We start from the raw sequence: 12,271 nt of genomic DNA on the forward strand, positions 1-12,271 counted from the left end.
CGCCCGATACAGACTCATCACGGAGAACCCACATGCTGAAAAAGCTTTCGCTGATTAGCGCCGCGGTTGCCCTGGCGCTCTCCGCCAGCAGCGCCCTGGCGTCCGTTTCGGCCCAGGACGCCGCCAAACTCGGCGCCAGCCTGACCCCCTTCGGTGCCGAGAAGGCCGGTAACGCCGCCGGCACCATCCCGGCCTGGACCGGTGGCATCACCCAGGCCCCTGCGGGCTACAAGTCCGGCCAGCACCATCCGGACCCGTTCCCGGAAGACAAGCCGCTGTTCACCATCACCAAGGCGAACCTGGACAAGTACAAGGCCAACCTGACCCCCGGTCAGATCGCCCTGTTCAACGCCTACCCGGACAGCTTCCAGATGCCGGTGTACCAGACCCGCCGCTCCGGCTCCGCGCCGCAGTGGGTGTATGACAACACCGTCAAGAACGCTACCACCGCCAAGCTGCTGGACGGTGGCAACGGCTTTTCCGACGCCTATGGCGGCATCCCGTTCCCGATCCCGCAGAACGGCGTCGAGGCCCTGTGGAACCACATCACCCGTTATCGCGGCAGCTACATCGTGCGCCGCGCCTCGGAAGTGGCCGTGCAGCGCAACGGCGATTACTCGCTGGTGACCTCGCAGCAGGAAGCCCGGTTCAAGTACTACAACCCGCAAGGTACTTACGCCGACCTGAACAACATCCTGTTCTACTACCTGTCCTTCACCAAGAGCCCGGCACGCCTGGCGGGCGGTGCCACCCTGGTCCACGAGACCCTCGACCAGGTGAAGGAGCCGCGTCAGGCCTGGGGCTACAACGCCGGCCAGCGTCGCGTGCGCCGTGCACCGAACCTTGCCTACGACACCCCGATCGCTGCCGCCGACGGCCTGCGTACCGCCGACGACACCGACATGTTCAACGGCGCTCCGGACCGCTACGACTGGAAGCTGGTGGGCAAGAAGGAAATCTACATCCCGTACAACAACTACAAGGTTTCCAGCCCTGAAGTTAAGTACAAGGAGCTGCTGCAGCCCGGCCACCTGAACCCGGCCTTTACCCGCAACGAACTGCACCGCGTGTGGGTCGTGGAAGGCACCCTGAAGTCCGGCGCCCGCCACATCTACTCCAAGCGCACCCTGTTCCTCGACGAGGACAGCTGGCAAGCCGCCGTGGTCGACCAGTACGACGGCCGTGGCGAACTGTGGCGCGTATCGGTGGCCTACCTGAAGAACTACTACGACCTGCCGACCACCTGGTCCGCACTCGACGTGTTCCACGACCTGCAGGCTCGCCGCTACCACGTGCAGAACCTGGACAACGAAGAGCCGACCACCATCGACTTCACCCAGGCCACGCCGGACGATGGCTACTTCAAGCCGTCCGCCCTGCGTCGTCGCGGTACTCGCTGATCCCGCAGTGCTCCCTGAAGAAGGCCGCTATTCGTAGCGGCCTTTTTCTTTTGAGGAACGGGAATCCCGTGTTACAGAGCGCCACCCGCGCTTAACAAAACATAACGTCCCGCTGATTGTGCGCGCTTTCCAAAGCTGGCTAGGATTAGTGCGCTGCCTGCCCTGGGCAGCGTCCACCTATAACAAAAAGGGGAAAGGTGTATGAGTGAGCCCGTCATGCGGCGCACCCCGTCCGGCCTCTGTGTGGATAGCCTCCACAAGCCGACGTTCCGCTTCCACTCGCCGCTGGCCAAAGCGCTCTCGCTGTTCAGTGTGCTCTCCGTCCTTGCTGCAGCCGCTGCGCCCATAACCGCGTCCGCGCTGGCCGCTGATGCGCCCATCCTCTCCATCGAATCGCCCAAGGCCGTGAGCAGCCTGCTGCTCGATGTCGCCCACGCTGGCAAGCGCCTGGTGGCCGTTGGCGACCGTGGCCACATTCTCTATTCCGACGACAACGGCAAGTCCTGGACCCAGGCCAAGGTGCCTACCCGCCAGATGCTCACCGCTGTCTATTTCATCGATGACAAGAAAGGCTGGGCCGTCGGTCACGACGCGCAGATCCTCGCCAGCGAGGACGGTGGCGCGACCTGGACCCGGCAGTTCGAAGACCTGCAACGGGAAGCCCCGCTGCTGGACGTCTGGTTCAAGGACGCCAGCACCGGCTTCGCCGTGGGTGCCTATGGCGCTCTGCTGACCACCCGCGACGGTGGCAAGAACTGGGAAGACGCCAGCGACCGCCTCGACAACGAAGACCAGTACCACCTCAACGCCATCGCCGCTGTGAAGGACTCCGGTCTGTTCGTAGTGGGCGAGGCCGGCAGCATGTTCCGCTCCGCCGACTGGGGCGAGACCTGGGAGCGCCTCGAAGGCCCCTACGAGGGCTCGCTGTTCGGTGCCCTCGGGACCGCCGAGCCGGGCGTCGTGATCGCCTACGGCCTGCGCGGCCACCTGTTCCGTTCCGCGGACTTCGGCAACACCTGGGAAACCGTGCCGCTGAAAGCAGGCAATGGCGAACTGGAGTTCGGCCTGTCCGGCGGCGCCCTGCTGCCCGACGGCAGCCTGGTAGTGGTTGGCCACGGCGGCAGCGTGCTGAAGAGCACCGACAGTGGCCGCAGCTTCACCGTGGTGAACCGTAGCGATCGACTGTCGCTGGCCAGTGTCATCGCCGACGAGAAAGGCAACCTGATCCTGGTGGGACAGGGCGGTGTACGCGTAGCGTCCCCGACCGGCGCCGAGCTGGGCCAACTATAAGAGAAGGCGGAGAGTTTCGATGAGTACCCATCACCAGGACAAGGCGACCTTCCTGGAGCGCCTGATCTTCAACAACCGGCCGGCGGTGATCGTCATCTGCCTGCTGGTCAGCGTCTTCCTCTTCTGGCAGGCCATGCACGTACGGCCGTCCACCAGTTTCGAGAAGATGATCCCGCTGCATCATCCGTACATCCAGAAGATGCTCGAACACCGCAATGACCTGGCCAACCTGGGCAACACCGTGCGGATCTCGGTGGAAGCGGTCAACGGCGACATCTTCACCAAGGAGTACATGGAGACCCTGCGGCAGATCCACGACGAGGTCTTCTATATCCCCGGCGTCGACCGTTCCGGCCTGAAGTCCCTGTGGAGTCCGAGTGTTCGCTGGACCGAAGTGACCGAGGAAGGCTTCGCCGGCGGCGAGGTCATCCCGCAGACCTACGACGGCTCCGCGGCCAGCCTGGAAGAGCTGCGCAACAACGTGCTCAAGTCCGGCCAGATCGGCCGCCTGGTGGCCAACAACTTCAAGTCCAGCATCGTCGATGTGCCCCTGCTCGAGTCCTACCCGGACCCGAACGACCAGGGCAAGCTGATGAAGCTCGACTACCGCCAGTTCTCCCACGAGCTGGAAGAGAAGATCCGCGAAAAGTACCAGGCGCAGAACCCCAACGTGAAAGTCCATGTGGTGGGCTTCGCCAAGAAGGTGGGCGACCTGATCGACGGCCTGATCATGGTGGTGATGTTCTTCGGCATCGCCTTCCTCATCACGCTGGTGCTGCTCTACTGGTTCACCTGGTGTATCCGCAGCACCATCGCCGTGCTCATCACCACGCTGGTGGCGGTGGTCTGGCAGTTGGGCCTGATGCACACCGTCGGCTTCGGTCTCGACCCGTACTCGATGCTGGTGCCGTTCCTGATCTTCGCCATCGGTATTTCCCACGGCGTGCAGAAGATCAACGGTATCGCCCTGCAATCCAGTGATGCCGACAACGCCCTGACGGCGGCCCGGCGCACCTTCCGCCAGCTGTTCCTGCCCGGCATGATCGCGATCCTGGCGGACGCCGTGGGCTTCATCACCTTGCTGATCATCGACATCGGCGTGATCCGCGAGCTGGCCATCGGCGCCTCCATCGGTGTGGCGGTGATCGTCTTCACCAACCTGATCCTGCTGCCGGTCGCGATCTCCTACGTGGGCATCAGCAAGAAGGCCGTCGAGCGCAGCAAGAAGGACGCCAAGCGCGACCATCCGTTCTGGCGCCTGCTGTCCAACTTCGCCCACCCGGTGGTTGCGCCGATCTCCGTGGTCATCGCCCTGATCGGCTTCGGTGGCGGCCTGTGGTACGGCCAGAACCTGAAGATCGGCGACCTCGACCAGGGCGCTCCGGAACTGCGTCCGGACTCGCGCTACAACCAGGACAACAACTTCATCATCAACAACTACTCCACCAGCTCCGACGTACTGGTGGTCATGGTCAAGACCGGCCCCGAGGGCTGCTCCACCCATGAGGCCCTGGCGCCGGTGGATGAGCTGATGTGGAAGATGGAGAACACGCCGGGCGTGCAGTCCGCCATCTCCATGGTCACCGTCTCCAAGCAGGTGATCAAAGGGATGAACGAAGGCAACCTGAAGTGGGAAACCCTGTCCCGCAACCAGGACGTGCTGAACAACTCCATCAGCCGCGCCGAAGGCCTGTACAACTCTGATTGCTCGCTGGCACCGGTGCTGGTGTTCCTCAACGATCACAAGGCCGAGACCCTGTCCCGCGCCGTGGCGGTAGTAGAAGAGTTCGCCAAGGAGCACGACAAGGACGGCCTGAAGTTCCTCCTGGCTGCCGGTAACGCCGGCATCGAGGCGGCCACCAACGAGGTGATCGCCCAGGCTGAACTGACCATCCTGATCCTGGTGTACATCTGCGTTGCCGTGATGTGCCTGATCACCTTCCGCTCCATTGCCGCGACCCTGTGCATCGTGCTGCCGCTGATCCTCACCTCGGTGCTGGGCAACGCGCTGATGGCCTGGCTGGGTATCGGCGTGAAGGTGGCGACCCTGCCGGTGATCGCACTGGGCGTGGGTATCGGTGTCGACTACGGCATCTACATCTACAGCCGCCTGGAAAGCTTCCTGCGTGCCGGCCTGCCGCTGCAGGAGGCCTACTACGAGACCCTGAAGTCCACCGGCAAGGCCGTGCTCTTCACCGGCCTCTGCCTGGCCATCGGCGTCGCCACCTGGATCTTCTCCGCCATCAAGTTCCAGGCCGACATGGGGCTGATGCTGACCTTCATGCTCCTCTGGAACATGTTCGGTGCCCTGTGGCTGCTGCCGGCCCTGGCGCGCTTCCTGATCCGTCCGGAGAAGCTCGCCGGCAAGGTCGGTGGTTCGCTGCTGGCCCACTGAGCCTGATCGCTTGAAAAAGAACCGCGGCACATGCCGCGGTTTTTTTATGGGCGTTCGAATCGAACGGGGCGAGTGGGGGCGATCTCAATCACGAATGAATTCGCTCCCACTGGGGATGTGCGGAACGGTTGGCGCAGGGGGCGTTGCGCGCACCGATTCCCGAACCTCAGCGCGTTGGGTATGGCTGGGCTCAACGCCAACCCAGGGTTGGCCTGCGTCCTGCCCGGCGAATGGATTGGCCCCAAAGGGATGGGGCTAGAGGGTCAGCGCGGATACAGCGGAGGCAGTTGGCTCGGCTCACCCGTGGTTTGCTGTTCCACCTGGGGAGCGGGGAGGGCGCGGATGGCTTTCCACAGGTCTTCACCCTGCCAGTGCTGGCCGGCTTCGCTGTAGAGGGCACCGTTGAGCCCGTCCATGGCATCGGACAGCGGGACGAAGCGGGCGGCCATGTCGGCGAGGGTTTCCGGTTGCTGGCGGGCCCAGTTGTCCAGGGCCTGCCGGGTGGCGTGGGAATCGTTGGACTGGCAGGCGCGGCGCAATTCGTCCAGCAGGGTGCGGGGGCTCGGGCCGGTCTGGACCGTGGGCAGGATCGCCGGCTGGCGACGTGCGCGCCACCAGAGGCCGAAGCCCAGCAGGGTGGTACAGGCGAGCAGGGCGCAGGCGAGTTGCCAGGGCCAGAGTCGCGCCAGGACGACCGCATTGCCGACCGCCGTTCCCGCGCTCTGCGCCGGGTTGGCTTCCAGCTCGGGGTTGATGGCGACCTCCAGGGTCCGCGCGGCGATCTCGCTGCGCTCCAGGCGGTTATCCCGGGTGTTCCACCAGGTGATGCTGACCGCCGGCAACTCCAGGCGGCCGCTGGTGGTGGGCACCAGGGCTTCGCGCTCTTCGCGGCTACCGATGAGTCCTCGCTCGTCGATCTTGTTGCCCAGTTGCGGCTGGTCCGGATAGCGCCGCAGGCCCTGGGCCTGGGTGGCCGGCAGGGGAGGGATCTGCGCGCTGGAAAGGCCTTCGACGTTCAGCATCAGGCTGCGGGTCAGCGAGTCGCCGGTCTGTACGCTGCCGGGGTCCGGACTCCAGGACTCGGTCAGGACCAGGTTGCGCGCCGGCAGCCAGGGCACATCGGCGGGGTAGTCGGCCGGCTTGGGCAGGACCGTGAGCGGGATGCGCGGCGAGTTCACCCGGGTCAGCTTGCCGGGGCGTGGGCCGAAGGGCTGGTAGCCGGTTTCGCTGGCCGGGTCCACCAGGGTGGCGCTGAACACCTGCGGAGGGATGTTCAGCACGCCGCTCTTCTGCGGGAAGACGGCATAGCGCACCTCGATCACGCCGTGGCGTACGCCGTTGATTTCTTTTTCATAGGTGCGCGGATCGCCCAGTTGTTCGACGCGGGCGTCGTCCATCTGCAGCGGACTCAGGCTGCTGTCGTCATAAAGGGAAACCGAGTGGTAGATGCGCAGGGTGAGGATGGCCTGGGCCTGCACGTATACGCTTTCCTGGTCCAGGCTGGCGTCGATGAACACCGGGGCGAGGTTGCTGCGGCCGGATTTCTCGGACTTCTCGGCCTTCGCCACCTGCAGGGTGATCGGCGCGCTGTGGACATCCCCCAGCTTCAGCGCCGGAATGGTGACGAAGCCGGTCTGTTTCGGCTGCAGGGTAATGATCCAGCGAGTGGCGCGGTCGTTCTTGCCGTTGAGGGTGCTGAGCTGGTTGATCTGGCGCGTGCCGAGCACCTCGAAGGCGGTGTCCAGCGGTGTCAGGTCAGGCTTGCCGAACAGGGTCGGGTCGGAGGATTCGAGGGTCAGCTCGACGGTCTCGCCTTCGCTCAGCCGTGTGCGGTCGACGCTGGCGGAGAAGCCGGCGGCCTGGGCGGCCAACGTCAGCAGGCTGAGGAGGAGGGTGCATAGCAGGCGCGTCATCACTGTTCTTCCTGGCGCTGTTGCTGTTCATACCAGAACTTGCGGCGCAGCAGTTCGGCGGGGTCGTCCGGAATCTGCCGCAGCCATTGTTCGAGGGCTTGGCGACGCTCTTCGCCCAGGGGCTCGGTGCTGGCGGTCTGGGCCTGGGCGGCATCCGTAGGCGTCGCTTCTTCGGCGCTGCCGCCGGTGGCGGAGCGAGTCTGGCCGCCCGGCGGGGTTTCGCCGCTGCCTTGCTGTGGAGACTCGTTGTCCGCGTTCTGCTCACCGGACTGGGTTTGCGCCGTGCTCTGCTCGCCGGTCTGGCCGGTTTGTTGCTGCTCACTGCCTTGCTGGTCAGGGTCATTGCTACTGGCTTCGGCCGCGCGCTGCCGCAACAGTTCCTCCACCAGTGCCTTGTTCTTCTTTGCCGCAGCCAGGTCGGGCTGGCGTTGCAGCGCGGAATCGTAGGCGTCGACCGCCGCTTCCAGCTCCCCGGCCTGGGCCAGGGCGTTGCCGCGGTTGTAGTGGTCCGCCGCGTTGTCACCCTGGGCGAAGCGAGCGGCGGCCTCGGCATAGTCGCCGGCCTGGTAGAGCGCCATGCCTTGCCAGCGTGGGTCATTGAAGTGCTGCGCCGCCTCGGCAGGCTGCTGGGCCTGCAACAGGCGCTGGCCTTGCTGGTCCGGGCGCAGCCAGAGGTCCTCGAAATCCATGGCCAGGCTCGGGCGCGGCAGTACCAGCAACAGCGGCAGGCAGAACAGCCAGCCTCGGCGCCCGGCGCAGGCTGCGATCAGCAGCAGGGGGAGCAGCAGCCAGTGGCCCTGGTCGGCCCAGTCCGCCAGGCGGGCGATTTCGCCAGTGTCGCGCAGGCTTCCGGGGCCATCGAGCAAGCCCAGGTCGCGCAGGTCATCTTCATCGAGCTGGACATTGCTGTAGCGGCCGCCCAGCTCGGCGGCGAAGCGGCGCAGCTGGCCACTGTCGAGCTTGGGCAGGAGGATGGCGCCCTGGTCGTCCTTGAGGAAACCACCGTCCTCCTGGGCGATGGGGGCGCCCGCCGCGGTGCCGATGCCGAGGATGGCCAGGCGCTCCGAACGGGAGCCGAGGGTCTTGCGGATACCTGTCTGTTCCTGGTCGTCGAGGCCGCTTGTGACCAGCAGCAGGCGGCCCTGACCCTGGGCACCCTGTTCCAGCAGCTTGAGGGCCCGGGCGACGGCCAGGTCGGCGCGGTGACCTTTCTCCGGCATGATCGAGGGCTTCAGGGCGTCGATCAGGTTGAGGCTGGTCATCAGGTCGTCGGACAAGGGCACCAGGCTGTGGGCGCTACCGGCATAGACGATGATTGCCGTCTGCGCGTCGCGACGGGCGTCGAGCAGGTCGCGCAGCTTGCGCTTGGCCTGTTCGAGGCGGCTCGGTGCGATGTCGGTGGCAAGCATCGACGGCGTCAGTTCCAGCATCACCACCAGCGGGTCGGCACGTTTCTGCGTGCTTTGTTCCATCAGTTGCCAGCTGGGCCCCAGCAGCGCCGCCAGGCACAGCAGCCAGGCCAGGCCGAGGGCCATCCAGGGCAAGCGGTTGTTGCCCAGTCTGCCGCCGCTGAGGAGCCAGGGCTGGAAGGCACGGGGCAGCAGTTGCTCCCAGCGTCCGCTGCGTCGTTCACGGTGCCAGAGTTGCCAGAGCAGCCAGCCCAGCAGGGGCAGCAGAAGCAGCCAGGCAGGGCGCAACCAGTGGGGCCAGAGTTCCATCACGTGCGCCTCCGCAACCACTGCGGGCGCTGCTGCAGGGCGTGGGGCCAGAGCACGTGGCAGACCAGTGCGATGCTCAGCAGCAGGGCAAGCGCCAGGGGCCAGCTGTAGAGGGAGTAGGCCGGACGTGCCTGGCTGGCGCGCTGGGTCACCGGTTCCACGCGGTCGAGGCTTTCCTCTATCTGTTCCAGTTCCTGGCTGCTGCGCGCGCGGAAGTACTGGCCACCCGTCTGTTCGGCGATGGCGGTCAGGGTGGGTTCGTCGAGGTCCATGCTCGGGTTGAGGCCGAGGATGCCGAGCACGTCGCTTTGTTCCGGATCGGCACCGATACCGATGGTGTAGATCTTCACCTGCTCCTCGGCCGCCAGGCGCGCGGCAGTCAGCGGGTCGATCTCGCCCCCGGTGTTGGCGCCGTCGGTGATCAGGACCAATACGCGGCTGTTGGCGGGGCGCTGGCGCAAGCGCTTCACTGCCAGGCCGATGGCGTCGCCGATGGCAGTGTTCTTGCCGGCGATGCCGATCATGGCTTCATCCAGCCAGGTGCGCACGGTTTCGCGGTCGAACGTCAGCGGTGCCTGCACGTAGGCCTGGCTGCCGAACAGGATAAGGCCGATGCGGTCACCACGGCGACCGTCGATGAACTCGCCCATCAGGTGCTTCACCAGGGTCAGCCGGCTGACGTCTTCCTCCTCCCACCTCATGTCGGCGTAGTCCATGGAGCCGGACACATCTACCGCCAGCAACAGGTCGCGGCCGCTGGTGGGCAGTGGTTGCGGTTCGCCGACCCATTCCGGGCGGGCGGCCGCGCAGAGCAGCAACAGCCAGAGCAGGACGAAGGGGGCCTGCTGGCGCCAGGCCGGCAGGTTGGCGCGGGCGCGCCGGCCGATCAGGCCTTCGAGGTCGGCAAGGAAGCTCACCTTCAGCGCCGCGTCGCCGCTGTCCGCCGGTGGCAGCAGCACGCGCAGCACCCAGGGCAACGGGGCGAGAATGAAGATCCAGGGCCAGGCGAACTCAAACATGCTTGCGGATCCAGGTCTCGACGGACTGGTAGAGGCCGGCGATGGCCTTGTCATCCAGTTTGCACTGCGGGCGGTAGGCGCCTTCGACCAGGATCATCCAGCGGGTCAGGCCGGCGGCCGGGCAGCGGTTGTCGAGGTAGGCCAGCCAGGCGCGGCCGCTCAGGGTGTGGCTGTGGTCTCCGGGGTAGTGCATGCGGCATAGACGCTTGAGCAGTCCGTTGAGTTCCTGCAGCCAGGGGCCGGCCGGCGCGCCGTCATAGGGTTTGGACAGGCGCGACAGTTCCTCCAGCGCAGCCTGGCGCGCCGGGTCCAGCGGTTGCTCGGTTTCCACGGCATCCTGCCGCACTTGCCGCCGCCACCAGTACCACAGGCCCCAGCCCAGCAACCCGAGCATCGGCGGCAGGCACCACCAGCCAGGCGCGGGGGGCCACCACGATATGGCGGCCGGGGCTATCAGCGGTTCCAGCCCATCCAGCGGACTCATCGCGCACCCCGGTGCTGCAGGTAGTCGCGCAGTTGCTCGATCATGCCTTCCTGGGTCGACAGCGGCAGCAGCAGCACGCCGAGACGCTGGGCCAGGCGTTCCCAACGTGCGATGCGGGCTTCGCCCTGTTCGCGATAGGCCTGGCGCAGGTCCGCCGCGTGGGTATCCAGTTCCAGCTGGGCGCCCTGCTCGGCGAAGCGCAACAGGCCGGCTGCGGGAAGGGCGTGGTCCAGCGGGTCGGAAACCGGCATCAGGATCAGGTCGGTGTGGCGGGAGAGCAGGGCGATCTGCTGTTCCGCGGTTTCGGACAGGGCGCGTTCGTCACAGAGAATCACTACGAGACTGCCCGGACGCAGCACCTCGCGGGCGCGGCGCAGGGCCAGGCTGAAGCCCTCGCGCTGAGCGCTGCCCGGGCTGCCGAGGGCCTGGTTGGCGCGGGCCAGGCGGCTGAGCAGTTGCAGCAGGCTCTGCTTGCTGCGCCGTGGCTTGATTTCGTGGTGGTCGTGGTCGCTGAACACCAGGCCGCCGACCCGGTCGTTGTGGGCCAGCGCCGCCCAGCCCATGAGACTGGCGGCCTGGGCGGCGAGCACCGACTTGAATACGAGTCCGGTGCCGAAGAACAGCCGCTGGGTCTGTTCCACAATGATGAACACCGGCCGCTCGCGTTCTTCGTGGAAAAGCTTGGTATGGGGCTCCTGGGTGCGTGCGGTGACGCGCCAGTCGATGGTGCGCACGTCGTCGCCGGCCTGGTAGATGCGCACCTGGTCGAAATCCACGCCACGGCCACGCAGCTTGGAATGGTGCAGGCCGATCAGCGGGCTGCGGCGCGCGGGGCTGGAGAACAGTTGCACTTCCCGGACCCGGTGGCGCATGTCGATCAGCTCGGCCAGGTCGACATGCACGCCTTCCGCGCTGGCGACCGGTGGAGCGAACCCGGACGCCGCCGGACTGCGCTTCCTGCCCCGGAACTTCCAGGCCGCCGCTTTCAGGCGCATCAGGCCACCGCTACCACATCCAGGATGCGCTGGATCACCCGGTCCTGGTCGATGCCGGCAGCTTCCGCCTCAAAGGAGAGGATCAGGCGATGGCGTAGCACGTCGAACAGCACCGCCTGGATGTCTTCGGGGCTGACGAAGTCGCGGCCAGCCATCCAGGCATGGGCGCGGGCGCAGCGGTCGAGGGCGATGGAGCCGCGCGGGCTGGCGCCCCAGGCCAACCACTCGGCCAACTCGGGGTCGAACTTTGCCGGGGTGCGGGTGGCCATGACCAGGTGCACCAGGTACTCCTCCACCGCGTCGGCCATGTAGAGCCCGAGGATTTCCTTGCGCGCGGCGAAGATCGCTTGCTGGCTGACCTGATGCTCGGCCCTGGTTTCGCCGTGCAGCGCTTCGCCGCGGGCCTGCTGGAGGATCTTGCGTTCCACCGAGGCATCCGGGAAACCGATGCGCACATGCATCAGGAAGCGGTCGAGCTGGGCTTCGGGCAGGGGGTAGGTGCCTTCCTGTTCGATGGGGTTCTGGGTCGCCATCACCAGGAACAGCGGCGGCAGGTCGTACGTCGAACGGCCGATGGACACCTGGCGCTCGGCCATGGCTTCCAGCAATGCCGATTGCACCTTCGCCGGTGCGCGGTTGATCTCGTCGGCCAGCACCAGGTTGTGGAAGATCGGTCCCTGCTGGAACACGAAGCTGCCGTTCTCCGGGCGGTAGATCTCGGTGCCGGTGATGTCCGCCGGCAGCAGGTCCGGGGTGAACTGGATGCGATGGAACTCGGCTTCCACGCCGTCCGCCAGGTCCTTGATGGCCTTGGTCTTGGCCAGGCCGGGCGCGCCCTCCACCAGCAGGTGACCGTCTGCCAGTAGCGCGATCAGCAGGCGGTCGATGAGTTTTTCCTGGCCAAGGATCTGGGTGGAAAGGAAGTTACGCAGGGCGACTAGCGCTTCACGGTGTTCCATCGATGGGCTCGTTGAACTGGGGAAAAGAGAGCTGTAAGCCCTCCGTTGTTGACGCATAACTTTAATCCAGACCAGGGTAGGCGGCCTAGAAGAGCCTG

The 12,271-nt window shown here is 66.0% G+C and carries 9 protein-coding genes; 3 read left to right on the forward strand and 6 right to left on the reverse strand.

The features are described 5' to 3' along the window. The first annotated feature begins 32 nt into the window (after positions 1–32). The 3 genes from FXN65_RS09535 (at position 33) to FXN65_RS09545 (ending at position 5,085) form a co-directional block, all read left to right on the forward strand. Positions 33–1,400 carry a DUF1329 domain-containing protein gene (locus FXN65_RS09535; RefSeq protein ID WP_151132911.1) on the forward strand — a complete coding sequence of 456 codons (1,368 nt, stop codon included), beginning with the start codon at positions 33–35 and terminating at the stop codon, positions 1,398–1,400. 201 nt (positions 1,401–1,601) lie between these two features. Further along, positions 1,602–2,690 (forward strand): WD40/YVTN/BNR-like repeat-containing protein, encoded by a 1,089-nt coding sequence (locus tag FXN65_RS09540; protein WP_151132914.1) that lies wholly within the window; start codon positions 1,602–1,604, stop codon positions 2,688–2,690. Positions 2,691–2,709: 19 nt separating this feature from the next. Then, positions 2,710–5,085 (forward strand): efflux RND transporter permease subunit, encoded by a 2,376-nt coding sequence (locus FXN65_RS09545; RefSeq protein WP_151132917.1) that lies wholly within the window; start codon positions 2,710–2,712, stop codon positions 5,083–5,085. A gap of 263 nt (positions 5,086–5,348) precedes the next feature. Here FXN65_RS09545 and FXN65_RS09550 read toward each other — a convergent pair whose 3' ends face one another. The 6 genes from FXN65_RS09550 to FXN65_RS09575 all read right to left on the reverse strand — a co-directional run bounded on the left by FXN65_RS09550 (position 5,349) and on the right by FXN65_RS09575 (position 12,173). Beyond that, on the reverse strand, positions 5,349–6,998 hold the full coding sequence (locus FXN65_RS09550; protein WP_151132919.1) for a BatD family protein: 1,650 nt from the start codon (positions 6,996–6,998) through the stop codon (positions 5,349–5,351). Continuing rightward, entirely contained in the window at positions 6,998–8,719 is a 1,722-nt protein-coding gene (locus FXN65_RS09555) for a VWA domain-containing protein (RefSeq protein ID WP_151132921.1), read from the reverse strand. The genes FXN65_RS09550 and FXN65_RS09555 overlap by 1 nt, the downstream gene beginning before the upstream one ends. Further along, a complete protein-coding gene (locus FXN65_RS09560; RefSeq protein WP_151132923.1) occupies positions 8,716–9,735 on the reverse strand; it encodes a vWA domain-containing protein in 1,020 nt (339 codons plus the stop codon). Before FXN65_RS09560 ends, FXN65_RS09555 begins: the two co-directional genes overlap by 4 nt. Then, positions 9,728–10,219, reverse strand: coding sequence for a DUF4381 domain-containing protein (locus FXN65_RS09565; RefSeq protein WP_151132925.1), 492 nt, complete (start codon positions 10,217–10,219; stop codon positions 9,728–9,730). The genes FXN65_RS09560 and FXN65_RS09565 overlap by 8 nt, the downstream gene beginning before the upstream one ends. Continuing rightward, positions 10,216–11,091: a DUF58 domain-containing protein gene (locus FXN65_RS09570; protein ID WP_151138721.1), complete on the reverse strand. Its 876-nt coding sequence runs from the start codon at positions 11,089–11,091 to the stop codon at positions 10,216–10,218. The genes FXN65_RS09565 and FXN65_RS09570 overlap by 4 nt, the downstream gene beginning before the upstream one ends. 122 nt (positions 11,092–11,213) lie before the next feature. After that, positions 11,214–12,173 (reverse strand): AAA family ATPase, encoded by a 960-nt coding sequence (locus FXN65_RS09575; protein WP_151132927.1) that lies wholly within the window; start codon positions 12,171–12,173, stop codon positions 11,214–11,216. Positions 12,174–12,271: the final 98 nt, after the last annotated feature.

It is taken from the genome of Pseudomonas lalkuanensis (assembly GCF_008807375.1).
Classification (GTDB): Bacteria; Pseudomonadota; Gammaproteobacteria; order Pseudomonadales; family Pseudomonadaceae; genus Metapseudomonas; species Metapseudomonas lalkuanensis.